Origin of the sequence: Saccharopolyspora erythraea NRRL 2338, from assembly GCF_000062885.1 — a bacterium.
GTDB lineage: Bacteria > Actinomycetota > Actinomycetes > Mycobacteriales > Pseudonocardiaceae > Saccharopolyspora_D > Saccharopolyspora_D erythraea.
This window is the reverse complement of sequence record NC_009142.1, coordinates 710100-735988: the sequence shown is the minus strand read 5'-3', so window position 1 is coordinate 735988 and position 25889 is coordinate 710100. Positions and strand designations below refer to the sequence as shown.

Here is a 25889-nt window from a genome sequence, read left to right as displayed (position 1 = left end):
CGGGTGGTACTTTGCTCACGGTCGGTAACCCATGTTCCGAGGTGGGGAGTGCGCAAACGCAACGAGCGCCGGAGTCGCATCGAAGCGGCCTTCGCGCGCCTGAGGTCCAGCGTCGCCACCGCACTCGGAGCCGCCGAGAACGAACGCCGCCGCATCCACGCCGACTGCGCTCAGCGCGAGTTCGCCCTGCGGATCGCCCAGATCGGCGTCGCCGAAGCCGCCCGCGACCCGTCGCGGGTCGAGGGCGCGCCGAGCCCCGCGTTCGACGCCGCGATGACCGAGGCGACGCTCGAGCGCGACGAGATCTACGCCGAGTGGACCGCCAGCGGTCCGGTGGAGCTGACCGCGCTCACCGCGGCCGCCGCTCCCGGTTCGGCCGGGCGGCCGTGGGAGGAGTGGCTCGGCTGGGTCGGCACCGCGGACCTGTCCTCCCCCGCCCCCGAGCTGTGGCACATCGGCACCGCCGAGGTGCCGGATTCCCCCGCGCCGCAACCGTTCCCGGCCGCGGTGCCGCTCCTCGACGAGTCACACCTGCGGATCACCACGCGCCCCGGGACCCGCGAGACCGCCGAAGCGCTGGTGCAGAACCTGCTGCTGCGGGTGCTCGGGCACTTCCAGCCCGGACTGGTCCGGGTGCACGTCTGGGACGTCGCCCAGCTCACCGGCACGCTGCCCGGCCTGTACCCGCTGACCAGGGCCGGGCTGCTCACCGCGCACGACCCGACGCGGCTGGACGAGATGCTGGAGGCGCTGTCGGACCACATCCGCCGCATCCACACCAGCGCGCTGCTCGGCGGCCACACTTCGCTGCGGGCGCTGGCCGCCGAGACCGGCCACCGCAGCGAACCCTGGCGGATCGCGGTGCTCTTCGGCGACGGACAGCCGCTGCGCGAAGAGCAGCAACAGCAGTTGCAGCGGATCGCCCGCAACGGCCTGGCCTGCGGGATCCAGCTCGTCATCGTCGACCTGCCGTTGACGGTCAACAGCGCGATCGAGTCGGTCACGCTGATCGACCCCGACCGCGCGCGGTGCAGCATGACCGGGCCCGAGGCGGTGATCCGGCTGGAGGAGTCGCCGCCGGGCGGCACCGTCACCAAGGCGTGTTCGGCGGTCGCCGAGGCGTTCCTGGCCCGCCGCGCCCGGGTGCGGACGTTCGAGGACCTGGTGCCCGAACAGCTGTGGACCCAGCGCTCGACGTCGGGCCTGCACGCGCCGGTCGGGTTCTCCGAGGGCGAGCCGGTGTGGGTGACGCTCGGCGACGCGAGCCCGCACACGCTGATCGGCGGCCCGAGCGGCTCGGGCAAGACGAACTTCCTCTACGGGATGCTCGGCGGGATGGCGGCCCGCTACTCCCCCGACGAACTCGAGCTCTACCTGCTCGACTTCAAGGAGGGCGTGTCGTTCGCCCAGTTCACGCCGGGCAAGCGGGATCCGAGCTGGCTGCCGCACGCGCAGCTCGTCGGGGTCAACGTCAACGCGGACCGCGAGTTCGGGCTGGCGCTGCTGCGGTTCCTGTCGGCGGAGATGCGGCGCCGCGCCGACGCGGCGAAGGCGCACGAAGTCACCAAGCTCGAGGAGTTGCGCGCCGAGGACCCGGACGGCCGCTGGCCCCGGATCGTGGCGGTGATCGACGAGTTCCAGTACCTGTTCGCCGAGCGCGACACGGTGTCCAGCCAGGCCACGACGCTGCTGGAGGACGTCGCGCGGCGCGGCCGGTCGCAGGGCATCCACCTGGTGCTGGCCAGCCAGGACGTCTCCGGCATCGAGGCGTTCTGGGGCAAGCCGGCGATCTTCGAGCAGTTCATCCTGCGCATCGCGCTGCCGAAGGCGCGGCGGGTGCTCACCGAGCAGAACACCGCCGCGATGGAGCTGCCGCGCTGGCACGCGGTGATCAACCACGAGTCGGGCGTCAAGCACGGCAACGAGATCGCCCGGATTCCCGACGCCACCGCCAAGCACACCTTCGACGACCTGCAGCTCAAGCTCTGGGAGCGGCGTGATCCCGCCGCCGCGCCACCGCGGTTGTTCGACGGTTCGCACCTCCCATCACTTGCCGCCCTCGGCGACTACCGCGGGCTGCGGCCGACCGGTGCCGCGCCGAAGGCGCTGCTCGGACAGGTCATCGACGTCGACGGCACGGCGGCCGCGGTCGAGCTGGCCCGCTCGCCGGGGCGCAACATCGCGGTGATCGGCTCGGTGCGGGTCGACGCCGCCAGCGTGCTGGGTGCGGCGGCGCTGTCGCTCGCTCGCCAGCACGAGCCCGGCGGCATCCGGTTCACCGTCGCCGAACTGGTCGACGAGGCGCACGAGGACGTCCGCGCGCTGGTCGGGGCACTGCGCGACGAGGGCCACGAGGTGGAGGTGGTCGGGCTGGACGGCATCGAGGCGGCGGTGGCGTCGCTGGCCGACACCGTCGACCAGCGCAGCGCCTCGTCGGAGGCCGTCCCGGTGCCGCACTGCCTGCTCCTCTACGCCGCAGACGCCGCGCAGACCGTCCTGGAGCGCAAGGACCCGCAGACCCGCGCCAGCGCGCTCGACCACCTGCGCAAGGTGCTCAAGCAGGGCCCGGAGCTGCGCATCCACGTGATCGGCTGGTGGCGCAGCGCCCAGCGGGTGAAGAACACCCTCGGCATGGGACCGGTCGACGACATCGGCGCGTGGGTCGCCTTCGACGTGCACGGCCAGGAGTTGCAGGTGTTCGCGGCGGGACAGGTCGTCAACTGGTCGCCGCGCGCCCGGCGCGGGCTGTTCTTCGACCGCTCGAAGCACTCGCGGCCCGAGGTGGTCCTGCCGTTCGACCTCGCGGGCACCGCCGTGCCCGAGGTCCCGGCACAGCGGTCCAGCGACCAGATCTGGGAGGAAGCCGATGAGTGAGCAGGTGCCCGCCTCGGTGCGGTACAAGGAGCTCGCCGCGGCGGCCACCACCGCCGCGCAGCGGATGCGCAGGCACGAGCAGGAGAAGGCCGCCGAGCTGGAGGAGTCGGTGACCCGCGGCAACAGCCGCAAGAAGGAGGCCGACCAGCAGCGCGAGCAGGTCGAGAAGGACGTGCGGATCCGCTGGAACCTGGCGCTGGAGGCGCTGTGGGACGAGCGGTGGCTGAAGGTCAGCAGCCTGCCGGAGCCGGACCTGTCCGCACCGCCCGCCACCCCCGAGGAGTCACGCCGCACGGTCCAGGACGCCTTCCTCGAACTGCACGACGCGCTGGACAAGCCGCGCTGGTCGGCCGGGTCCCTGCTGCGCCGCAAGAGCGGCTGACCCGCGGCCCCGCCGGTGGTCCGGCGGGGTCGCGAGTCGACGGGCTCAGACCGACGCCATCTGCGTCGTCGTGATCGCGCCGTCCATCTCCTCGCGGATGATGTCGGCGTGTCCGCTGTGGTGCGCGGTCTCCCGGATCAGGTGCAGCATGATGCGCCGCGGCGACCAGAAGACCGGGTCCGGCGCCCAAGGCGCGGGCGGGAGCTGGATCTGGCGGCTGAGGTCCGGTGTCGCCATCAGCGCCTGCTCGGTCTCGCGGGCTGCCGCGGCGTAGTCGTCGACGATCCCGGCGAGCGTTTCGCCTTCGACCATCCGGTACTGGTCCGGGTCCATCACGATCTCGGGTTCCTGCCGGGTCATGACCTGCATCCAGTAGCGCTCGACCCGCGTGAGGTGTTTGACGATCCCGCCGAGGGTCAGCTCGCTGGCGGTCGTGCGCCGCGCCGCCTGCTCGTCGCCGATCCCGCGCACGGTGATCAGCAGGAAACCGCGCTGCTCGCGGAGCGTGGCCAGGATGTCGTCGCGCTCGTCGGCAGGGGTGTTGCTCGAGGTCGTCATGGGGCTTCGCCTTCCGTTCGGTCGTTCTGGAGCGACCATACGAACGATGTAGGCCCAATCGTGGCCTACATGGGCGGCGAATGCGGCGCGAATGACGCGAAACGCTGCGCACCCGGCCGGCGTACTAGCCTGAACACGCCGTCCGAGGCAGGTGGGGACGGTTGGTGAGCGGCCTTCCCGGCGGGTTCCGGCAACGCCCGCCCGCCGGACTCGGAACCCAGGAGGCGCGATGGCCGGGGCTCGCCCCACGATCGCCGACGTGGCACGCGAAGCCGGCGTGTCCAGGACCACCGTCTCGCACGCGCTCAACGGCATCGGCAAGGTCGATCCCAGGACGCGTGAGCGGGTGGAGCGGGTCGCCGCCGAGCTCGGATACCGGCCGAGCCTGCGGGCGCAGCGGCTGCGCCGGGGCGAGGCGCGCACGATCGGGCTGGTCTCGTCGATGCCGTTCGCCGTCGCCGGTGGCCCGTCCAGGCTCGGCTTCTTCATGGAGGTCGCCGCCGCGGCCGCGGAATCGGCGCTGATGCACGGTTTCGCGCTGGTGCTGGTGCCGCCGGTGGAGGCCGATCCGCCACTGGACTCGCTCGACATCGACGGCGCGATCGTGGTCGAGCCCGACGCCGACGACAGCGCCACCAAGCGGCTGCGCGACCGCGGGCTGCCGATCGTCGCGCTGGGCAGGCAGCCGGGCACCGACCTGCCGCACGTCGACCTGCATGCCGCAGCGGTCGTCCGGCTGCTGCTGGAACACCTGCGCGAGCAGGGCGGTCGGCGGATCGCGCTGCTGGTCGGCAGCGCCCGCCGCCACTCCTACGTGGACGCCGCACACGAGTACCGGCGCTTCGCCCACGAGCACGGGATGCCGGAGCTGGTCGTGCTCGCCGAGGAGTCCGGCGGTACCGAAGCCGGCTACGCGGCCTGCGCCGACCTCCTCGACCGCCACCCCGGCGTCGACGCCGTCTGCGCCACCGTCGACGCCTTCGCCGTCGGGGCCGTCCGCGCCCTGACCGACCGGGGACTGCGCGTCCCGGACGACGTCATGGTCGCCACCCGCTACGACGGGCTGCGCGCCCGCACGTGCGAGCCGCCGCTGACCGCCGTCGACCTGCACCTCGGTCAGGCCGCGGAGGGTGCGGTGTCGGTGCTGCTGGCCGAGATGCGGCGCGGTCCGGCGCGCGGCGAGGCACCGGAGGTCCCGGTGCCGCCGCCGGTGCTCGTACCGCGCGCTTCCTCGCTGCGCCGCTGAGGGCCGCCCGGCCCAGGGGAAGGGAAGGAGGCACCCGCCCAGGCGACGAGCAGGAGGCGCCCCCGCCCGGGCGACGAGCGGGATGCACCTCCACTCAGGCAACAAACAGCAGGCGCCCCAGCTCAGGCGAAGAGCAGCACGACGCCGGAGACGATCGCGAAGACCTGCACGAGCAGGCGCATCAGCCTGCCGTCGAGCCGGTGGTGCACGAACCGGCTGAGCAGCGCGCCGAGCACCACCGCGGGCAGCAGCAACAGCGCAAGCCACAGTTGCTCGGCCCGGATGCGCTCGGTGGCCAGCAGCACGACGAGCGAGATCAGCTCGCCCGCCAGGAAGCAGACCGCGACCGTCGAGCGCAGCACCGGCGCCGGGCTGTGCTGGTAGACCAGCGCGAGCGGCGGACCACCCACCCCGGTCGCGGTCTCGGTGACCCCGGTGACCGCCCCCGCCGTCAGGAACGCCGCACGGCCCGGGCTGAAGCTCGGCGCCAGCAGCGTGACCACGGCGGCCAGCACGGTCGAGCCGCCGACGAGCAGGTTGAGCTGCGCGAGCGGGATGGCCGCCAGCACCCACAGCCCGCCGAACGTGCCCGCGAAGCGTCCGGCGGTGATCCAGCCCGCGCCGGTGCGGTCCAGGCTGCCGCGTTCGCGCCCCGCGACGTAGAGGTTGAGCGGGATCATCAGCACCAGCAGCAGGACCGGCAGCAGCGACGGCTCGACCAGCCCGACGACCGGCGCGACGATCAGGGCGAACCCGACTCCGGTGGCACCCTGCACGAACGCGGCCGCGGCGACGGCGACCGCGACGAGCACCAGGAAACCGATGCTCACGCGTCCTCCTCCCGGCACCCGGTGGAAAGCGGGTGGATCTTGCGCAGCGGGGCCCGCGCCACGACCTCCCGGCCGGTCTTCGCGGCCTCCTCGAGCAGTTCGCGGCCGTCCCAGTCAACCGGCCAGCCCCGCCACAGCCGCAACCGCCCCGCGACCACCACGGCGGTGATCTGGTCGCGGTTGGCCAGCCGGACCAGCTCCCACGGCAGGTCCCACGACGGGCACAGCTCCGGAACCCGCAGGTCGACCAGCAGGAAGTCGGCGGCCCGGCCCGCTTCGACGGCGCCGGTCACCGAGCCGAGACCGACCGCGTCGGCGCCACCGGCCGTCGCATGCCGCAACCAGGTCAGCCCGCCACCGCACGACGAGTCCCCGTTGTGCAGGCCGAAGGCCAGCCGCTGCGCGAGCTCGGCGGCGTCGGTCAGCCGGAAGCCGTCGCCGCGGGTGCCGTCGGTGCCCAGCCCGAAACGGACGCCCGACGCCGCCATCAGCGCGGCCGGGGCGACCGCGTTGCCCTTCCACCCGCTGGCCACCGGGTTGTAGCTGACGGCGGCGCCGCTGTCGGCGAGCAACCGCAGCTCGCCGGGGGTCAGCATGGTCGCGTGCGCGGCGAGCGTCTGCGGACCGAGCGCACCGACGTCGTGCAGGTGCTCCAGCGGACGCCTGCCGTGCCGCTCCAGGGACCGCTCGACGGAGGCCAGGTGCTCGTTGACGTGGATCTGGAACACCGCACCGGCCTCGGCGCACAACCGGGAGACCGCGTGCAGCACCTCGTGCTCGGCGGCCTCCGCGATCGGGATCGCCAGCGACGGGTGGACCAGCTCGGCGGAGTCCCAGCGGGACAGGTGGCGTTCACCGTCGTCGGGTTCGAAGCAGACTTCCCCGAGCACGCACCGGATTCCGGCGTCGGTCGCGGCGTCGGCGACCACGCCGATGTCCACGCGCGCCCTCGTGCCCGCCTCGGCGACGGTGGTGAAACCGCCGCGCAGGGCTTCGAGGGCCGCCAGCTTGGCCGCGACGTAGGCGGACTCCGGGTCGAGCTGCTGCTCCAGCGGGACCCAGATCCGCCGGAAGATCTCCGACGGCTCACCGAAGGCGAGGGCCTTGCCGAAGCTCTGCGTCAGGTGGTGGTGGGCGTCCACGAAACCCGGCATGAGCAGGTGGCCGTCGAGGTGCACCGGGTCCAGCTCCGGATGCGCCTCGACCAGCTCGGCGGCCGGGCCGACCGCGCGGAACACGCCGTCGGCGACGACCACCGCGTGATCGCGCACCGGGCCGCCGGCCAGCAACACCTCGGGCAGCAGCAGGAGCTCACGTGCTTGCAGCAGATCACGTTGCGGCGCAGTCATTTTCCCGTTTCTCGGTAGCGGCCCCGAAGCGGGGCAGGTGGTGGAACAACAGGTTGAGCCCGGCGGCGACGAAGGCGCCGACCGCGACCCCGCTCTCCAGCAGCATCGCGAGGTTCGACGGAAGTGCCTGGTAGAGGCCGGGTAGGAGGCTCGGCAGCAGCCCGGCCGACAGCGCCACGGCGACGATCACCACGTTGGCGTGGTCGGCGAAGTCGGCCTTGGCCAGCATCTGCACGCCGAGCACGGCGATGATGGCGAACACGACGATCGCGGTCCCACCGACCACGGCCGGCGGCACGGCGTTGACCAGGTGCGCGATCGGCGTGAACACGCCGATGAGCACCAGCACCACGCCCGCGATGACGGTGACGAACCGGCTGCGGACGCCGGTCACCCGCACGATGCCGACGTTCTCGCCGCTGGTGACCATCATCGACGTGCCGAACAGGCCGCCGAGCAGCGAGATCAGCGCGTCGCCGCGAATCGTCCTCGGCACGTCGCGGCGGACGTCGATCTCCTTGCCGACGATCTCGCCGTTGAGCACGGTCTGGCCGGTCGCCTCGGCCATCGAGGCCAGCGCGAAGATCATCAGCGGCAGCGCGGCGACCAGGTCGAACTCCGGCGGGCCGAAGGGCAGCGGGCTCGGCAGGCCCACCACGGCGGTCCGGTCGAGCCCTTCGACGTGCACGGCGCCGAGCAGCGCGGCGAGCGCGGTGCCCGCCAGCAGGCCGAAGACGACCGCGAGCTGGCGCAGCATCCCGCCGAGGAAGCGGAAGCACAGGACGGTGAACGCGACGGTGGCGAACCCGAGCAGCAGGTTGCGCGGGTCGCCGAAGCCCGGAGTTCCCGGCTTGCCGACGACGAGCACGCCGCCGGCCTTCACCAGCGTCACGCCGATGATCACGATCATCGTGCCGATCACGATCGACGGGAAGAAGCGCAGCAGCCTGGCGAACAGCGGCAGCGCGACGAAGTAGCACAGGCCGGTCAGGATCACCGCGCCGGACGCCGTGGGCAGGCCGTGCTCCTCGGCGATCGCGATGAACAGCACGACCGGCGCGCCGCCGGGCAGCATCACGAACGGCAGCCGGGCGCCGAACTTCCACGGTCCCAGCGACTGCACCAGGGTGCCGACGCCGGACAGCACGAACGTCGCCGACAGCAGCCGGACGGTGAGGTCGGGGTCGAGCCCGAGGGTCTTGCTGACCAGGAAGACGCTGGAGATGGGGCTCGCGGCCATCACCAGGACGTGCTGCAGGCCGAACGGGATCAGCCTGGACAGCGGGCGGAACTCATCGACGGGATGTGTTGCGGGCACAGGGGCCTCCCTGCGGGAAGGGCTGACGGAGCAACGCAGCGCGGACCGCGGGTGTCGGCCCCCGTGAGGTCATCACCAGGGCCAAATCGATTTGGCCATCGATGCAGCGGAAGTGTTGTGAGCCGAAGCCGGGCTGTCAAGGGGTGGGGCTTTGGCGGCGGTGGGGTTTGGCGTGGGGCTTCGGGGTGGGAGTGCCGGGCGGGCACGGCAGCGGCGGGGCTGTGGAGGCGGAGGGGACGGGAAGCGGAGTGGCGGGGCGGCTACGAGACCGACCGGTGGCAGCGGGGCGACGGAGGCGGGACGCAGCGGAGCAGGCCGGGGCGGCCAGCGGAGCGGCGGCCCGGTGAGGTGCGGACGGCGCGTAGCGGCGCGGCGGCGCCGTGCGGCGGCGCAGGCAGTTGTTTGGCGGCCCGCCGGGCGCGCGAACGGTGCGGTGGTACCCGGACGGCGCGTGGCAGGACCCAGGGGCGCGGCGCGACGGAGGGCTGCCACGGCACGCCGGCACGGGCCCGGGTCAGGCCTGGCTACGAGTGCTGCCGGGCCGATCAGGCCGGTTCGCGGCCCGGGATCAGCTTGCCGGGGTTGAGGATTCCGGTCGGGTCGATCGCCCGCTTGGCCGCCGCGAGCACGTCCACCCCGATGGTGCCGATCTCCCCGCTGAGCCACGGCAGGTGGTCTGCACCGACGGCGTGGTGGTGGGTGATGGTGCCGCGCTCGGCGATCGCCTCACCTGCGGCCGCCTTCGCCCGCTGCCACTGGGCGATCGGGTCGTCGGAGTCCCTGGCCGCGAGCACGGTGAAGTACAGCGACGCCCCGGTTTCGTAGGCGTGGGAGATGTGGCACATGACGATCGGCGCCTTGCGGTCGACTCCGATCGCGCGCACCACTGCCGAGCGCACGGCGCTGCGCAGATCCGAGACCGCCGACCAGCGCGTCGCGGTCTCCAGGGTCTCCACGCACACGCCGAGGTCGAGCAGCGCGTCGCGCTGGCGCGGTCCCGCGAAGCGGTTCGCCCGCCACGCCTCGCCCGCCTTGCGCCCCAGCCGCACCGAGCGGAGTCCGCGCAGCACCTGCAGCGTCGCCGCGCGGCGCTGCTTGAGCTCCGCGCGGGACGCGGCCTCCCAGCCCAGCACGAGCATGCACGGCTCGACGACGCCCCTGCCGCGCAGCATGGTGTGCAATGCGCGGGCCTTTATGCCGCCCGCCAGTTCGAGCTGCACCTCGGTCTCGTCCACATCGGACAGCCGGGTCACGTCGGCCAGCGCGTGCGCCTGCGCCAGCGCGCGGACCGCGTCCGCGCCCGCCTGCCAGCCGTCGAGCACCCACGCCTCGTACTGGTGCTCGGTGGCGGCCGGCCGCACGCGCAGCGCGACCTCGGTGATCACGCCTAGCGCGCCCTCGCTGCCGACCGCGAGCTGACGCAGGTCGGGTCCGGCGGCCGACGCGGGCGCCGCGCCGAGCCGCCAGTCGCCCGCAGGTGTGGCCAGCCGGACGCCCTCGACCATGCTCTCGAAGCGCCCGTATCCCGCCGACGCCTGACCGGCGGAGCGGGTCGCGGCGAAACCACCGAGGGTCGCTCGCTCGTAGGACTGCGGGAAGTGCCCCAGCGTGAAGCCGTGCGAAGCCAGCACCGCCTCTGCTTCGGGCGCGCGTACACCCGCCTGGAACACGGCGATCCGCGACACCGGGTCGATCGAGACGAGCTGGTCGAGCCTGGTCACGTCGAGCGCGATCACCGCGGCCTTGCCGCCGCACAACGCGCTGACCCCGCCGACGACCGACGTGCCGCCGCCGAAGGGCACCACCGCCACGTCGTGGCGGACGCAGACGTCGAGGACCCGCTGCACCTGCTCGGGGTCGGCGGGCAGCACCACACCGTCGGGCACCGCGAGCTCCGAACCGGTCCGCCGGCGCATGAGGTCGGTGTAGGACATGCCGCCCGCCCGACCGAGGCGCGGTGCGACTTCGGTGAGCACGTGCTGGTCGCCGACCACATCGGCCAGCTCCGCGCGGACCGCCTCGCCGAGCGCGCTCTCCGGCACGTCGAGAAGCGACGCCGGTACGGCCGGGGTGCTCTCCTCGACGAGGCCGATGCGCTCGCGCAGCCAGCGCAGCGCGTGTGCCGACAACGGCGCGGCCGCGGCACCCGAAGGAGTCCAGCTCCCTCGCAGGGTGTGGTCGATCAACTCGCTCACCAGTACAGTGTTACATATGGCGTCCGAGCGTCACAGGTCAACATCGGCTCGCCGGGCGGACCTCGTCCGGTCCGCGCCGATCGCGTCGACGCGGGCTCCCGAGGCGGACGAGCCCGGCGCCGACCAGCACGTCCGGACAGCCGAGCACATCCGCCGGGCACCGAACCGCGTTGGGGACGCCGAGCTGCTGACCGCCGCCCGCGAGTGCGTGCTCGACCTCGGGGTGCGGCGCAGCACGCTCGCCGAGATCGCCCGCCGCGCCCGCGTCAGCCGGATGACCCTCTACCGCCGCTTCCCCGACGTCGACAGCCTGGTGACGGCGTTGATGACCACCGAGTTCGCCGAGATCCTGCACCACGCCCGGGCGGCGGAGGGAACCGGCAGCGCGCGAAACAGGCTGGTCAACGCGGTGCTGCGCTGCGTGCGGCTGCTGCGGTCGGCACCGCTGCTGCGCCGGGTCCTGGAGACCGACGCCGAGCTGCTGCTGCCCTACCTCGTCGAGCAACTGGGGAGCACCCAGCTCGCCGCGGAGCGCTTCCTGCGGGACTACCTCGTGCAGGGCCACCTCGACGGCTCGATCCGGCGCGCGGACCCAGCCGCGCAGAGCCGGGCGCTGCTGATGACGTTGCAGTCCTTCGTCGTCTCGACCGGACCGGCGGAGACGGGCGTCGACCCGGCCGCCCTGGCCGAAGAGCTGGCCCACCTGCTCGACGCCGCGCTGCGGCCCGAGACCGCGGACGCGCCATGACTGCCCGGGGAAAGGCAGGGGAAGCCTCGGTCAGGCCGACGGCGGCGGTGACGGATGCGCGGGTCGGGGCGGCGGGGCACGTCGCCGACGGCGGAGCGGCGGAACGCGTCGCGGGCCGCGGAGCGGCGGGGCGTTCCGTGCATGGCGGACCGGCGGGACGCGTCGCGGACGGCAGAGCGGCGGGGCGCCCCGCGCATGGGGGACCTGCGGGACACGCCGTACACGGCGACGCGGCGGGGCATGCCGCGGGCGGCGGATCGGCGGGGTGCGTCGTGCACGGCGGAGCGGTGGGGCGTCTCGTGCATGGCGGACCGGCGAGCCGCGCCGTACACGGCGACGCGGCGGGGCACGTTGTGCACAGCGGACAGGCGAGCCTCGTCTCGCACGGCGACGCGACAGGAGACCTCGCGCACGGCGGACCAGCGGGACACGCCGCGGACGGCGGAGCGGCGGGACGCAGCCAGTCGGGTCGTCCGGGTATTCAGCCAGGCATTCACCGCCGACCAGAGGAGGCGTCTTGATCACCACGCCGCTGCCCGCCGGATCGTTGCGCGCCACCTCCCTCAACGCCTCGCGGCGCGCCGAGGAGCTCTCGGCGGTGGGCGACGACGAAGTCGACGTGCTGGTGGTCGGTGGCGGCGTCACCGGCACCGGTGTCGCGCTCGACGCGGCGGCGCGCGGGCTGTCGGTGGCGCTGGTGGAGGCCGAGGACCTGGCCTGGGGGAACTCGCGCTGGTCGAGCAAGCTGGTCGACGGCGACCTGGCGAGCCTGACCGCGGGCGACCTGCTGACCGCGCGGGAGAGCGCGGTCGAGCGCGGGGTGCTGATGACCCGCACCGCCCCGCACCTCGTGCGGACGATGCCGCAGCTGATCCCCCTGCACCAATCGGCGTCCCGGCGGGCCGAGCTGCTGCTGACCGCTGGTCTGCGCGCCGGTGACGCATTGCGCCGCGCGGCGCGCACACCGTCGTCCGCGCTGCCTGCCCCGCGCCGCGTCTCGGCCCCGGAGGCACTGGCGCTCGTACCCGGACTGCGCGCGGCCGGTCTTCGGGGCGGACTGCTCGGTTTCGACGGCCAGCTCGTCGACGACGCCCGGCTCGTGATCGCGCTCGCCCGCACCGCCGCCGGGTTCGGCGCCCGCGTGCTCACCCGGGTCCGGGTGACCGCCCTGGACCGCGACGGCGCGGACACGGTCGACGAGCGCTCCGGCGAGTCCCTGCGCATCCGGGCCCGCTCGGTGGTCAACGCGACCGGGGTATGGGCAGGCGTGCTCGCACCGGAGGTGCGGTTGCGCGCTGTGCGCAGCGCGCACCTGGTGGTGGACGCCGACGCTGCCGGTCTGGCCGGGACGTCGCTGATCGCGCCCCTGCCGACCGGCGGCTTCCTGCGGTTCCTGCCGCAGCCGGACGGCCGGGCCTACCTGGGCGCCACCGAGGGCCAGACGCTCGACACACCGGCGGAACTGAGCGTGCCACGAGCCAACGAGTCCGATGTGGACACACTGCTCTCCGCGGTGCGCGACCTCCTGGGCGCACCGCTGGAGCGCACGCACGTCATGGGCTCGTTCGCGGCGTTGCGCGCGGTCCCGGAGGTCTCCGGAGGATCGCGGCTGCGGCGGCGCCCGGAGCCGCTTTCACGCAGGCACAGCGTGCTGACCTCCCCGGACGGGATTGTGACCGTCGCCGGAGGCAGGCTCACGACCTACCGCAGAGCCGCCGCCGACGCCGTGGACACCGCCATCGAAGCCGCCGGAATGCCCGCAGGACCGTCGCGAACCACGGCGGTGGCGCTGGTCGGGGCGGCCGGACGCCACCAGCTCACCGACATCGAGGCCGACGCGCGACTGGTCGCCAAGTACGGGACGGAAGCGGTCCGGGTCGCGGCGCTCTCGGAACTCGACCCCGACCTCGCCGACACCATCGCCCCGGGCCTGACCGCGGCGGAAGTCCTGTGGGCAGTCCGCCACGAAGGCGCCCTGGACGTCGACGACGTCCTGGACCGGCGAACCCGCATCGGCCTCGACGCGGGAGCACGCGCAGCTGCGCGGCCAGCGGTCGCGGAGCTGGTGAACCGCGCGCTGGAGGGGGTCTGGGCGTAGGGGCTTTGGGGTGGCCTTGGCTTGGGGGCTTGGCTTGGCGGCTTGGCTTGGCGGCTTGGCTTGGGGGCCTTGGCTCGGGGGGTCGCTTTGAGGGCGGGGCGCGGCGGTTTCGGGGTGGTCTGCTTGGCTTGGCGGCTCGCTTTGAGAGCGGGGGCGCGCCAGTTTTCGAGGCAACGGCCCTTGGCATCGCGGCCCACTTTGAGAGCGGGGGCGCGGGAGTTTTCGACGCATCCAGTGGGGCCGGCGAGTCACTTTCAGCGCGGGGGCGCGCGGGTTTTCGACGCAGTCACCCTGGCCTTGTAGGTCGCCTTGGGAAGGGGTTTCTGGGGCGCTCGCCGCCTCCAGACCCCCGGCAGGTCTCCGGGATGAGTGGGTTTTCGAGGCATCCTGCGGTTTGGCGGGTGGCGGTTCTCATCCCGTCGACCTCCACGAGGCCTAAGACCACATCTCATTTGGGTGTGCCCTTGGGCGTGGGATATCGTTGATCAACTGTGAGCGATGTGGAGAAGTGGTGTCCGGAGCCGTTGTGGCTGCTGGCGCGTTCGCTGTTGCCCGAAGCGCCGCAACGCCACCAGGGCGGAGGTCGGCGTCGGCTGGACGACCGCGCGGTGCTGGCCGCGATCCTGTACGTGCTGCAAACCGGGTGCGCCTGGTCAGCGCTGCCCACCTCGTTCGGAGTCAGCTGCGCCACCGCACACCGCCGGTTCACCGAGTGGTCCCAAGCCGACGTGTTCACCCGGCTGCACCAGGAACTGCTGGACCTGCTCGGCACCGCTGGAGCGATCGACTGGTCCCGGGCATCGGTGGACAGCATGCATATCCGGGCGGTCAAAAGGGGGACCTGACCGGCCCCAGCCCGGTGGATCGAGGCAAGCCCGGCTCGAAGATCCACGCGATGAGCGACCGCAGTGGCATCCCGCTGGCCGTGGTCATCTCCGCGGCCAACCGCAACGATCACCGGGAACTTCAGACGGTGATCGATGCGGTTGCGCCGGTCAGAGGGTCTGCCGGACGGCCTCGACGTCGGCCGCGCAAGCTGCACGCCGACAAGGGCTACGACTATCCGGTCTGCCGACACGCGTTGCGTCGGAGAGGAATCATCGCCCGGATCGCTCGCCGGGGTATCGAGTCGACCACCCGGCTGGGACGCCACCGCTACGTCATCGAACGCACCCTGGAGTGGGTTTCCCGGTTCCGTCGGCTGGCTCGCCGCTACGAGCGCAAGGCCGCCCACTACGCGGCATTCGCCAGCCTGGCCTGCGCGGTGATCTGCTACCGCCGCGCCGCCAAACTGGATCTGCTCACCCATAACAACCCCAAATGAGATCCCGTCTAAGGGCTGGCGCCAGGTCGACGGGATGAGAACCTGCACCGCCCGTGTGCGTGAGACGGGTGGGAGGGGTGCGACGCCCTATAGGGTGAGGTTCGCCGGTTCGTGTGCGACAGGGGGCGAATGTGCTGGAGGTCGACAACGTCTCCAAGCGCTACGGGGACGTCGTTGCGCTGGAGGGGATGACGTTCTCCGTGCACGCGGGCGAGATGTTCGGGTTCGTCGGCAGCAATGGGGCGGGTAAGACGACCACCATGCGGATCGCGCTCGGGGTGCTGGCCGCCGACGCCGGTGAGGTGCGGTGGAACGGTGCGCCGCTGGATCTGGATGCGCGCCGCCGGATCGGCTACATGCCCGAGGAGCGGGGTCTTTACCCCAAGATGCGTGTTGCCGCCCAGCTCGCCTATCTCGGTGAGTTGCACGGCATGTCCCGCGCGCGTGCCGCCGATGCCGCCGAGCTGTGGACCGGGCGGCTCGGCCTGTCCGAGCGTCGCGACGAGGAGGTGCAGAAGCTCAGCCTCGGCAACCAGCAGCGGGTGCAGCTCGCGGCTGCGCTGGTGCACGACCCCGAGGTCCTGGTTCTCGACGAGCCGTTCTCCGGGCTCGACCCGGTGGCCGTGGAGGTGATGAGCGAGGTGCTGCGGGACCGTTGTGCGGCCGGTGTGCCGGTGGTGTTCACCAGTCACCAGCTCGACCTCGTCGAGCGGTTGTGCGACCGCGTCGGGATCGTGCGCGACGGTCGGATGGTTGCCTGCGGCACAGTCGCCGAGCTGCGCGATGCGGGGCCGGCGCGGCTGGTCGTCGACGGCCCGGACGGTGGAGGTGCGTGGGCGCGCGACCTGCCCGGTGTGCGGGTCGTGGGCGTCGACCGCGACCGCACGACCCTGGAGCTGACCGACGGCACCGACGACCAGGCCGTGCTCCGCGCGGCGGTGGCGGCGGGGCCGGTGCGGGAGTTCCGGCGTCTGCGGCCGACGCTGACCGAGCTGTTCCACAACGTCGTCACCGAGGAGCCCGTCGCATGAGCGTGGTGTGGCTGGTCGCCCGGCGCGAGGTCGTCACCCGGGTCCGGACGCGCTCCTTCGTGGTGGGCACGCTGGTCACGATCGCCATCCTCGGTCTCTACGTGGCGGTGACGATGTTCGTCGGCGCCAACCAGACCACCAAGGTCGGCGTGGCAGGGCAGGCCACCGCCGTCGCCGAGCAGCTGCGGGTGGTCGCGGACGAGCGCGGCAAGGCCCTGGAGGTCCTCGATGTCGATGACGAGGCCGCCGGCCTGGCCCGGCTTCGCGACGGCGAGCTGGACGCGCTGGTCACCGGTGCCCCCGACGCGTTGCGCCTGGTCGTCGAGCAGCAGGCCGACCCGGAGCTGGCGGGCGCGCTGGACACCATCGCCAGGCAGCAGGCGCTGGATGCCGAACTCGCCAAGTCCGGGCTGGACCCGGCCGCGGTGCACTCCACCATGGACAGCGCGCAGGTGCTGGTCACCAGCCTCGAACAGCCCGACCCGCAGCGGGGTGAGCGCATCGGCATCGCCGTGGCGGCCGGGCTGATGCTCTACATGTTCCTGATCATGGCCGGGCAGACGGTCGCGCAGGGCGTGGTCGAGGAGAAGTCCAGCCGGGTCGTGGAGATCCTGCTGTCCACCATCCGCCCCGGGCAGTTGCTGACCGGCAAGGTGATCGGCATCGGGCTGGTCGGCCTGCTCCAGTTCGGCATCATCTCCGGCACCGGCCTGGCCGCGGCGGCGGGCGCCGGCGCGGTCACGCTGCCGAAGGGCGCGCTGGCCGGTTCGCTGGCGCTGACGCTGGTGTGGTTCGTGCTCGGGTACTTCTTCTTCGCCACGATCCTGGCCGCGGCCGCGTCGCTGGTGTCGCGCCAGGAGGAGCTGCAGAGCGTCGTGAGCCCGGTGAGCGTGCTGCTCGTGCTGCCTTTCGTCGTCGCCGTCTCGGTGCTGCCGGGCGACCCCGACAGCACCACCGGCGCCGTGCTGTCGCTGGTCCCCGGCTTCTCCCCGGTGCTCATGCCGATGCGCGCGGCACTGGGCGTCGCCGCGACGTGGGAACTCGTGGTGTCGGTCGTGCTGACCCTGGTCGCGACGGCCGCGCTGCTGCGGCTCGGCGGCCGCGTGTACGCCGGCGCCGTGCTGCGCACCGGCGCCCGGGTCCGGCTCGGCGACGCACTCCGGCGTTCCTGACGACTACGGCGAATCGGTCGAAATTCGGCAATCATGACGATCACCCGTTCGCATTCCCATACCCGCGGAGAATAACTAGTTTGTGTGAAGAACGCGGGCAGACCTGGGCTGTCCGCGCCGATCATGCTCCAATCCTGCGGGTGATCTGGCGGCCCGACGGGGGGAATGATTGCAATGGTGCACCTATTCCGGTCCAGCCGAAACGGCGCCTCTCCCCGCCCACGCCCAGGTCGGTGAACACATCCGAATGCGGGGAGTCAGACTTGCGGGACCAGGACCACACCCATATCGCCGAGCGCATCATTCTCGCCACCGGCGGACAGGAGCGTGAACTCCGCCGCACCACGGCCGAAATCGGATTCCACGAGGTTTGCCGGGTACTGCTGGACGAAGTGCTTTTCCGGTGCGACGTCTCCAATTCCGAACCAGTGGTGGTGGAGCTGGAAATCACCGACGGAGCCGCGCTGGTGCGTTATCCGATCGCGCTGGTGCGCGGTCGGCGCCCGGAGGTGGCCGACGACCCCGGCCACTCGCCCGAAGCGCGGTTCAGCTTCGACGTCGTCGACCTGGCGAACGAGCTGTTCGGCCCGCGGCGTTCGCGCGGAGCCGCGGCCCGCCGCAGCGAGCTCACCTCCTCCTCCCCGTTCTCCGGCGGCAGGCTCGACATCGACGCGGCACGCCGGATGGCTTCGGTGCACCGCGCCATCAGCGCGCTCGCCGAAGCCTGCTCCGGCGGCTCGTCGAGCCTCAACGCGCTCGCGATCCGCTACGGCACCGACAAGTGGGGCGGCCTGCACTGGTACACCCCGCATTACGAACGGCACTTCGCCGACCTGCGCGACGAACCGGTGCGGCTCCTTGAGATCGGGATCGGCGGTTACGACGTCGACGGCTTCGGCGGCGGTTCGCTGAAGATGTGGAAGCGCTACTTCCGGCGGGGTCTGGTGCACGGGCTCGACATCTACGACAAGTCATTTCTCGACGGCACCCGCATCCGCACCCTTCGCGGCGACCAGAACGACCCGGCGTACCTGACCGCCATCGCCGAGGAAATGGGGCCGTTCGACATCGTCGTGGACGACGGAAGCCACGTCGGCGAACACCAGCTCACCTCCTTCCACGCGCTGTTCCCGCACATCCGCCCCGGCGGCTTCTACGTGATCGAGGACCTGCACACCTCCTATTGGCCGGAATACGGCGGAACCGACGCGCCTGTGCGCGGTTCCGGTACCGCGCTCGGGCTGCTGACCCAGTTGCTCGACGGACTGCACTACGAGGAAAGAGGCGATTCCGGCGGGGTGCCGTTGCCCGGCGTGGACGACCGGACGGTGGCGCTGCACGTCTATCGGAATATCGCTTTCGTCGAGAAGGGCGTGAATGCCGAAGGCGGCATCCCGCTCTGGACGAAAGCTCCGAGCCAGTCCGTCGCCGCCGCCACGACGGCCCGTTGAGCCCAGGAGGCTTTCATGCGCGTGCTGCTGAGCAGCCTGCCCGCCGCCGGCCACCTCTACCCGCTCGTCCCGTTCGCGTGGGCGCTGCGCTGCGCCGGGCACGACGTGCTTGTCGCCGCGCCCAGCGACCTCGTGCCGGAGGCGACCGCCACGGGCCTGCCGGTGGCGGCGGTGACCGACGGCCCCATCGGCCTGCGGGACCTCCTGGAGCGGCTGAGACGGCTCCCGTGGTTCGGCGGTGACCACGCCATCCTCGGCTCGCTGCACGACTTCGCCACCGGCGCCGACGACCGCTCCCCGCTGACCGACCTGGTCGAGCAGACCCTGCCCGGCACCGAGGCGCTGGTCCGCGACTGGCGCCCGGACGTGGTCCTGCGCGACATGGCCGACCTCACCGGGGTGCTGGCCTGCGCCCGCACCGGTGTGCCGTTCGCCGAGCACTGGTGGGGTCTGGCCGCACCGGCGCCGGCGAGGGGCGAGCTGCGCAGGATCTTCGGCGACCTCTTCGCCCGCTTCGAAGCCCGCACGCCCCCGAGGCGTGCGCTCACGATCGACCCGGTGCCGCCCAGCTTCCAGAGCGACGACGCCCCGCCCGTCTACCGCTCCCGCTACGTGCCCTACAACGGCCGCGCGGAGCGGCCCGCTCTGCCACCGAGGTCTCAGACCCCGCGGATCTGCCTCTCCTTCGGCACGCTGCTGACCGGAGACGGCGTGTCCGGCCTGGCCGAGCGGGTCCTGGACGCGGCGCACCGGCTGGGCGCCGAGGTCGTGCTGGCCGCGGACGAGCCACCGGTCGAATCGCACCCGGCGTTGCTGGCCGCCGGGCGGCTTCCGCTCGACCAGGTCCTGGCGAGCTGCGACGCGCTGGTACACCACGGCGGCTCGGGCACGATGCTCACCGCCCTGTGCCACGGGCTCCCGCAACTGGTGTTCCCGCACGGGTCCGACCACTTCGTCAACGCCGACCGCCTGCGGTCGCTGCACCTGGCCGCGGTGCTCAACGCCCGTGACGACCCGACCCGCGTCGAACGCACGCTGCACGCGGTGCTGACCGACGAGGGCATGCGCGCCGGTACCCGCAAGATCGCCGACGAGATCGCCGCGCAGCCCGCTCCGGCCGACCTGGTGCCGCTGTTCGAGGCGACCGTCGAGGACCTGGCGGCGTGACCGGCCCCGGCGGAGGACGAGCCGACACCACCAGAAAGGACCCCGCAGTGCAGCCCGACCAGTCCCCCACCCCCCGGCCCGAGTCCCGCCACAGCCCCGCGGCCGCCTGCCCGCACGCCGCGGTGCACCGCGAGGAACGCCCCGGCGGCCTGGTGACCTGGCAGATCAGCGCTTTCTCCGAGGCGCGTGCCGCGCTCGGGGACAGCAGGTTCAGCAAGGACCCCCGGCGGCTCGGCGAGGCGCTGCGCGCCGGCGGCAGGTCGATGTTCGCCGAGTACGGCGACAACCTGCTCGACAACCTCCTCAACAGCGACCCGCCCGACCACACCAGGCTGCGCAGGCTGGTGGGCAAGGCTTTCTCGCCCGCCACCATCGAACGGCTCGGACCCACGACCCAGCGGCTCGCCGACGAACTGGTCGCCTCGATGCTGCCCGCGGGCCGGGCCGACCTGCTCGCGCAGTTCGCATACCCGTTCGCGTTCGGTGTGATCGCGCGCGTCCTCGGTCTCCCGCCCGACTCCTACCGGATCTTCCAGCGCTGGACCGAGTCGATGACCGCGCCCCGCGAGCAGGGCACCGACCGCATGGTCGCCGCGCGACACCTGTGCGAACACGTGACCGAGCTGGTGCGCCGCAGCCGGGAGTGGCTGGCCAGCGCACCGGCCGAGACGCTGCTCGACGAGCTGGTCAGCGCCCGCGACGACGGCGACCGGCTGTCGGAGAACGAGCTCGTCGCCACCGTGCTGCTGCTGATCATCGCCGGCCACGAGACCACGGTGAACCTCATCGGCAACGGCGTGCACGCGCTGCTCCAGCACCCCGGCCAGCTCGCCCTGCTCCGCGACCACCCGGACCTGATCGACGGCGCGGTGGAGGAGCTGCTGCGCTTCCAACCGCCGATCAGCAAGACGACGCTGCGCGTCACGACGACCGACGTCGAGGTGGCAGGCACCGAGATCCCGGCAGGCAGCATCGTCAACGTGCTGGTCCCCGCCGCCAACCGCGACCAGCGGCAGTTCCCCGATGCCGACCGGCTCGACATCACGCGGCCCCCGTCGGCGCACATGTCGTTCGGCCACGGCATCCACTACTGCATCGGCGCGCCGCTGGCCCGGATGGAGGGCCGCATCGCCATCGGCGCGCTGCTGCGCGGGCTCCCCGGGCTCCGGCTCGCCGAACCCGCCGCGGAGATCCCCTGGCGCGCCAGCAACATCCTGCGCGGACTGCAACGCCTCCCGGTCCGCTTCGACTCCGCCGGGGCCGACGACGAGGTGCGCGACCGCCGCCACGCCGGTGCCGCGCGGGTGCACGCGTGAGCGCCACCGGGCTCTCGCGGCCGGACGCGCGGGAGCGGACGGGTTCGCCGGACGCCAACGGCACCCGGTACCTGGAGCTGATGAAGAGGGTCCTCACCAACGTCGTCTACGAGGACGTCACCCACCGGCTCGACCACGCCAACGCGCGCGGCAACCCCCGCTTTGACCCGGAGCGCCGCCGCAACGGCCTGGACTGGCCGTCGGTCGCGCACACCATGATCGGGCGCAAGCGGCTGGACAACCTGCACGACTGCCTGGAGCGGGTGGTGGCCGACGACGTGCCCGGCGACCTCGCCGAGACCGGGGTCTGGCGGGGCGGCGCGTGCATCTTCATGCGGGCGTTCCTCGCCGCGCACGGCATCACCGACCGCCAGGTGTGGGTGGCCGACTCCTTCGAGGGGATGCCCGACACCGACGGCAGCGCTCACGACCTCGACCGGGAGCTGGCGCTGCACCGGATGAACGAGGTGCTCGGAATCCCGCTGGAGGTGGTGCGGGACAACTTCCGCCGCTACGGACTGCTCGACGAGCAGGTGCGGTTCCTGCCCGGCTGGTTCGCCGACACCTTGCCGGCCGCCCCGGTCTCCGAGCTCGCGGTGCTCCGGCTCGACGGCGACCTGTACGAGTCGACGATGGACGCCCTGGTGCACCTCTACCCCAGGCTCTCCCCGGGCGGCTTCGTCATCGTCGACGACTACGCCCTGCCGCCGTGCCGCGCCGCGGTGCGCGAGTTCCGCCGGGACAACGGCATCCACGAACCCGTCGAGTGGATCGACTACATGGGCGTCTACTGGCGTCGCGAACGCTGAGAAGCCCGCCTTCGGTCTTCGAAGCGGCACCCGCCGGACGCGAAGCGGCCCCGGGTTCCAGGCCGGGTCGGCCTGGGCACCGGGGCCGTGATGCGTGTGGGCGGCGGGTGCGCCGCCCCGGAGCGCGAACGGTTACGAGAAGGATTCAGACCGGGTCAGCGCCGGTCGTCACCTCAGCGCTGAGCGATCGGCGTGTAGGACCGCTCCGCCTGGCCCGTGTAGACCTGGCGCGGTCGGCTGATCTTGCGGGCCGGGTCCTCGAGCATCTCCCGCCAGTGCGCGATCCAGCCGGGCAGGCGGCCGAGCGCGAACAGCACGGTGAAGAACTTCGTCGGGAAGCCCATCGCCTTGTAGATCAGGCCGGTGTAGAAGTCGACGTTCGGGTAGAGCTTGCGCTCGACGAAGTAGTCGTCGGCCAGCGCCTTCTCCTCCAGCTTGAGCGCGATGTCCAGCAGCGGGTCATTCGCGCTGAGCTTGCCGAGCACCTCGTCGGCGGTCTTCTTGATGATCGCCGCGCGCGGGTCGTAGTTCTTGTAGACCCGGTGCCCGAAGCCCATGAGCTTGACGCCCGGCTCCTTGTTCTTGACGCGGTTGACGAACGAGTCGACGTCACCGCCGTTGCGGTTGATGCCCTCCAGCATCTCCAGCACCGCGCTGTTGGCGCCGCCGTGCAGCGGCCCGAACAGGGCGTTGATGCCCGCCGAGATGCTGGCGAACAGGTTGGCCTCCGAGGAGCCGACCATCCGCACGGTCGAGGTCGAGCAGTTCTGCTCGTGGTCGGCGTGCAGGATGAACAGCAGGTCGAGGGCGCGGGTCAGCGTCGGGTCGACCTCGTAGGGCTCGGCCGGGAAGCCGAAGGTCATCCGCAGGAAGTTCTCCACCAGCCCGAGCGAGTTGTCCGGGTAGAGGAACGGCTGGCCCACGGACTTCTTGTAGGCGTAGGCCGCGATGGTCGGCAGCTTGGCCAGCAGCCGGACCGTGGACAGTTCGACCTGGTTGGCGTCGAACGGGTTGAGGCTGTCCTGGTAGAAGGTGGACAGCGCCGAGACCGCCGAGGACAGCACGGGCATCGGGTGCGCGTCGCGCGGGAATCCGTCGAAGAACTGCTTGAGGTCCTCGTGCAGCAGGGTGTGCCTGCGGATCCGCTCGGCGAAGTCCTCGTACTGCTGCTGGGTCGGCAGCTCGCCGTAGATCAGCAGGTAGGAGACCTCGATGAAGTTCGACTTCGCCGCGAGCTCCTCGATCGGGTAACCGCGGTAGCGCAGGATGCCGGCGTCACCGTCGATGTAGGTGATGTCGGAGGTGCAGGCCGCCGTATTGACGAATCCCGGATCCAACGTCACCAAACCGGTCTGGGCCAGCAGCTTGCCGAGATCCACACCAGGCGCGCCCTCGGTGGGCTGCGTCACCTGCATTTCATGCTCGCCGCCGTCGTAGCGCAGCGCGACGGTACGTTTGGTGGTCGCGTCGTCGGGCATTCGGGAACCTCTCGCGCTCGTCAGGGGCGGCTTGCGTCGCCGACGACCCGCGCCCCGGGCGGCCGTGCTGTCCGGGCTGCGTTGTCGATCGCGCACATGCGCCGGCCGGGGTGTCCGAACCGCCGCAGCACCACCCCGTTGGGGTCCTGTCGGTAGTCACGCTAGACCGCAGGAGGGCCCTCGCGCAGCAATCGGGTTTGGCCTTTTGGGCAGGTGGGACCACGATCACATCGATCGCACGCGTTCGGCATGCCCCGATTTCAACCCTCCGAAACCGGTTCAGACCACCGCTGTGACCAGTGCGCGCCTCCGTTGGCGGGTACCCGCACTCGTCCAGGCGTCCGAGCGTGCCCGACACCATAACGGTGGCATCACACACGCACGTACGCCCGAAAGTGTCGTGGTGCGTTCAGCTCAGCCGTGTCTCCGGCGGTCGCCGCGCGGTTGCGACGAAGGCAGTCGGGCGTGGTCGCTCACCGTGACGTCGCGGAGAGGCTGCGACGGTCACCCCGGGCGGAAGTGCGGGCACGCCGGGTACCGCTCCCGTCACATCGGACGGCCATCGAGGACCGACGGCGCGCAGCGGGTCGCCCGCGAGGCGCCGGTCATTTCCGCGCTCCCCGGCACCGCGCGTCTCGGCCGTCCGGGCCAGTGGCCGCCTCGAAACGGGCGCGAACGTGCGGAGCGGGGCTGACAAGCGGTCGGGCGCGAACGTGTGGGGGCAGGCGCACCCGCCCGCACACGTTCGACCCCACGAGCCCTGGCTCGACCCGGACGAGGCTGTCCGGGTCCGCGCTCAGTCCACCTCGGAGGCGAACGGCGGCTCCGCGCCCGGGCGCGACACGGTGACGGCCGCGGCCGCCGCCGCGAACCGCAGCGCCCGCTCCCAGTCCTCACGGCCGAGGGCGCGGACGCCGTCGACCGAAAGCGCGTCGTTGCGGTGCAGCCAGCCCAGCAGCGCCGCCTGGACGGTGTCGCCCGCGCCGATCGTGTCGGCGACCTCGGCCCGCACGCCGGGCACCTCGAACAGCTCGCCGGAGGCGGTGAGCACCGACAGCCCCTCCGCGCCCCTGGTCATGACCACGGCCGCCGGACCGGCCTGCTGCCAGCGGCGCAGCGCCGTCGCCAGGTCCTCGCCGCCGGCCAGCCACTCGGCGTCCTCCTCGGACACCTTCAGCAGGCTCACGGCGGGCAGCCAGCTCGCGAAGCGCTCCCGGTAGGCGGAGGGGTCCTCGATCAGGTCGGCGCGGATGTTGGGGTCGAGGGCGACGAACCGGCCGCGCTCGGCCTCGCGGAACAGCACCTTCTCGTACACCGACGCGGCGGGCTCCAGCACCATGCCCAGCGTGCCGAAGGCGACCGCCGAGGTCTCGGCGGGCAGCTCCCGGTCCTCGACGAACCGCACCGCGGTGTCGGCGGTGTGGAAGCTGTAGCGGGCCGAACCGTCCTCGGCCAGCCCCACCACGGCCAGCGTCGTCGGCTGCGGGCCGCGCTGCACCAGCGAGGTGTCCACATTGGAGTCGTGCAGCCGCTCGACCAGCTTGTCGCCGAACTGGTCGGTGGAGACGCGCGCGAAGAAGCCCACCGGCACGCCGAGCCTGCCCAGCGCGATCGCGACGTTGTACGGGCCGCCGCCCAGCCGCGGGTGCAGCGGCCCGAGCTCGCCGTCCGCGGTGGACTGATCAGGGACGAGGTCGACGAGGGCCTCTCCGCCGATGACGATCACTTTTCCTCCGAACTGTGGTCGCGCCCGTTGTCACCCTGCTCCGCCGACAGGCCGCCGAGCAGGAACTGCGAAAGCGCCGCGAACGCCTCCGCGTCCGACAGCCCGGTGCGCTCACCGATCTCGCCACTCTGGATGCCGTTGATCGTCCGGCCGACCATCTCGGCGACCAGCGCGGCGTGCACCTCGCGGAAGACGCCCTCGCGGACGCCGTCCCGGATGTAGCGGCGGACGCGGTCCGCCGCGGCGTGCGCGTTGGCCTCGTAGGTGGCCCTGGTCGCGGAGTTGGCCGCCATGTCCTCGATGAACTCGCGGGATGCCGGCCGCAGCGCCTCTGCTGCGGCATCAAGGTACACGCGCATGCGGTCGCGGACGTCGGTCACCGTCTCGACGCGGCCCTCCACGAAGGCGGTCGCGGTCTTGAAGTAGTGGCCGACCACGCGCACGGCGAGCTGCTCCTTGCTGCCCGCCAGCGTGTACAGCGTCGACTTCGAGCAGTGCAGGCGGCCCGCGAGGTCGTCGAGCGTCAGGTGCGCGAAGCCCTCGGCCAGGAACAGGTCGCGCAGCCGGTCGAGCAGTTCCGCCCGCCGGGCGCTGACCTGCCGCGTTCCCGCCTGCCTGGGACGCGGCCCGCCTGCGAGCGAGCGGTCGGAGGTGGTCATCGCCTGAGACTGCCACAGCCCGGTACCGCCATAGAGCGATTCCCCTCCGGGCCGACGGTCAGTACTCTGGAGAGTCCCACAGTACAGTCTTCGGTATCGATGTTGATCGCTCCCGGTGTCGACGTCGTTGCCGCACCCGGCACCAGGAGCGCGAACCG

20 protein-coding genes are annotated in these 25889 nt (G+C 72.2%); 12 read left to right on the top strand and 8 right to left on the bottom strand.

Annotation, left to right across the window (positions count from 1 at the left end; all coding sequences use genetic code 11):
- Window positions 1-48 precede the first annotated feature (48 nt).
- Complete coding sequence (locus tag SACE_RS03280; protein ID WP_009950635.1) at window positions 49-2874, top strand: FtsK/SpoIIIE domain-containing protein; 2826 nt, start codon at window positions 49-51, stop codon at window positions 2872-2874.
- Window positions 2867-3256, top strand: a complete 390-nt coding sequence (locus SACE_RS03275; RefSeq protein ID WP_009950636.1) for a hypothetical protein — start codon at window positions 2867-2869, stop codon at window positions 3254-3256. The genes SACE_RS03280 and SACE_RS03275 overlap by 8 nt, the downstream gene beginning before the upstream one ends.
- Before the next feature lie 45 nt (window positions 3257-3301).
- Here the strand turns inward: SACE_RS03275 and SACE_RS03270 are convergent, their stop codons facing one another.
- Entirely contained in the window at window positions 3302-3814 is a 513-nt protein-coding gene (locus tag SACE_RS03270; RefSeq protein WP_009950637.1) for a DinB family protein, read from the bottom strand.
- A gap of 229 nt (window positions 3815-4043) precedes the next feature.
- On the opposite strand from SACE_RS03270, the gene SACE_RS03265 reads away from it, so the two are divergent.
- Window positions 4044-5060, top strand: a complete 1017-nt coding sequence (locus tag SACE_RS03265; RefSeq protein WP_009950638.1) for a LacI family DNA-binding transcriptional regulator — start codon at window positions 4044-4046, stop codon at window positions 5058-5060.
- Window positions 5061-5182: 122 nt separating this feature from the next.
- Here the strand turns inward: SACE_RS03265 and SACE_RS03260 are convergent, their stop codons facing one another.
- The 4 genes from SACE_RS03260 to SACE_RS03245 form a co-directional block, all read right to left on the bottom strand.
- Window positions 5183-5890 (bottom strand): sulfite exporter TauE/SafE family protein, encoded by a 708-nt coding sequence (locus tag SACE_RS03260; protein ID WP_011873121.1) that lies wholly within the window; start codon window positions 5888-5890, stop codon window positions 5183-5185.
- Window positions 5887-7239: an amidohydrolase family protein gene (locus SACE_RS03255; protein WP_009950639.1), complete on the bottom strand. Its 1353-nt coding sequence runs from the start codon at window positions 7237-7239 to the stop codon at window positions 5887-5889. The genes SACE_RS03260 and SACE_RS03255 overlap by 4 nt, the downstream gene beginning before the upstream one ends.
- Window positions 7220-8557, bottom strand: a complete 1338-nt coding sequence (locus SACE_RS03250) for a uracil-xanthine permease family protein (RefSeq protein WP_009950641.1) — start codon at window positions 8555-8557, stop codon at window positions 7220-7222. Before SACE_RS03250 ends, SACE_RS03255 begins: the two co-directional genes overlap by 20 nt.
- 545 nt (window positions 8558-9102) lie before the next feature.
- Window positions 9103-10752 (bottom strand): FAD-binding oxidoreductase, encoded by a 1650-nt coding sequence (locus SACE_RS03245; protein ID WP_009950643.1) that lies wholly within the window; start codon window positions 10750-10752, stop codon window positions 9103-9105.
- 16 nt (window positions 10753-10768) lie between these two features.
- On the opposite strand from SACE_RS03245, the gene SACE_RS03240 reads away from it, so the two are divergent.
- The 9 genes from SACE_RS03240 (at window position 10769) to SACE_RS03195 (ending at window position 21868) form a co-directional block, all read left to right on the top strand.
- Window positions 10769-11500, top strand: coding sequence for a TetR/AcrR family transcriptional regulator (locus tag SACE_RS03240; protein WP_009950644.1), 732 nt, complete (start codon window positions 10769-10771; stop codon window positions 11498-11500).
- Between the two features lie 517 nt (window positions 11501-12017).
- Entirely contained in the window at window positions 12018-13598 is a 1581-nt protein-coding gene (locus SACE_RS03235) for a glycerol-3-phosphate dehydrogenase/oxidase (RefSeq protein ID WP_009950646.1), read from the top strand.
- A 500-nt stretch (window positions 13599-14098) separates the two neighbouring features.
- Window positions 14099-14922, top strand: a protein-coding gene (locus SACE_RS36000) for an IS5 family transposase (protein WP_085982273.1) whose coding sequence is annotated in 2 segments (ribosomal slippage) — window positions 14099-14441 and window positions 14441-14922 — 825 coding nt in all. Because the reading frame shifts where the segments join, the coding sequence is not laid out codon by codon here.
- A gap of 188 nt (window positions 14923-15110) precedes the next feature.
- Window positions 15111-15953, top strand: coding sequence for an ABC transporter ATP-binding protein (locus SACE_RS03220; protein ID WP_241868529.1), 843 nt, complete (start codon window positions 15111-15113; stop codon window positions 15951-15953).
- On the top strand, window positions 15950-17125 hold the full coding sequence (locus SACE_RS03215) for an ABC transporter permease (RefSeq protein ID WP_009950017.1): 1176 nt from the start codon (window positions 15950-15952) through the stop codon (window positions 17123-17125). Before SACE_RS03220 ends, SACE_RS03215 begins: the two co-directional genes overlap by 4 nt.
- 263 nt (window positions 17126-17388) lie before the next feature.
- Complete coding sequence (locus SACE_RS03210; RefSeq protein ID WP_009950018.1) at window positions 17389-18576, top strand: class I SAM-dependent methyltransferase; 1188 nt, start codon at window positions 17389-17391, stop codon at window positions 18574-18576.
- Window positions 18577-18591: 15 nt separating this feature from the next.
- Window positions 18592-19743, top strand: coding sequence for a nucleotide disphospho-sugar-binding domain-containing protein (locus tag SACE_RS03205; RefSeq protein WP_009950020.1), 1152 nt, complete (start codon window positions 18592-18594; stop codon window positions 19741-19743).
- 47 nt (window positions 19744-19790) lie between these two features.
- Window positions 19791-21059 carry a cytochrome P450 family protein gene (locus SACE_RS03200; protein ID WP_009950021.1) on the top strand — a complete coding sequence of 423 codons (1269 nt, stop codon included), beginning with the start codon at window positions 19791-19793 and terminating at the stop codon, window positions 21057-21059.
- Window positions 21056-21868 carry a TylF/MycF family methyltransferase gene (locus SACE_RS03195; RefSeq protein WP_009950022.1) on the top strand — a complete coding sequence of 271 codons (813 nt, stop codon included), beginning with the start codon at window positions 21056-21058 and terminating at the stop codon, window positions 21866-21868. Before SACE_RS03200 ends, SACE_RS03195 begins: the two co-directional genes overlap by 4 nt.
- 173 nt (window positions 21869-22041) lie before the next feature.
- On the opposite strand, the gene SACE_RS03190 is transcribed toward SACE_RS03195, so the two are convergent.
- The 3 genes from SACE_RS03190 to SACE_RS03180 form a co-directional block, all read right to left on the bottom strand.
- Window positions 22042-23346, bottom strand: coding sequence for a citrate synthase (locus tag SACE_RS03190; RefSeq protein ID WP_009950023.1), 1305 nt, complete (start codon window positions 23344-23346; stop codon window positions 22042-22044).
- Window positions 23347-24142: 796 nt separating this feature from the next.
- Window positions 24143-25072, bottom strand: a complete 930-nt coding sequence (locus SACE_RS03185) for a carbohydrate kinase family protein (RefSeq protein WP_009950025.1) — start codon at window positions 25070-25072, stop codon at window positions 24143-24145.
- Entirely contained in the window at window positions 25069-25731 is a 663-nt protein-coding gene (locus tag SACE_RS03180) for a TetR/AcrR family transcriptional regulator (RefSeq protein ID WP_009950026.1), read from the bottom strand. The genes SACE_RS03185 and SACE_RS03180 overlap by 4 nt, the downstream gene beginning before the upstream one ends.
- Window positions 25732-25889: the final 158 nt, after the last annotated feature.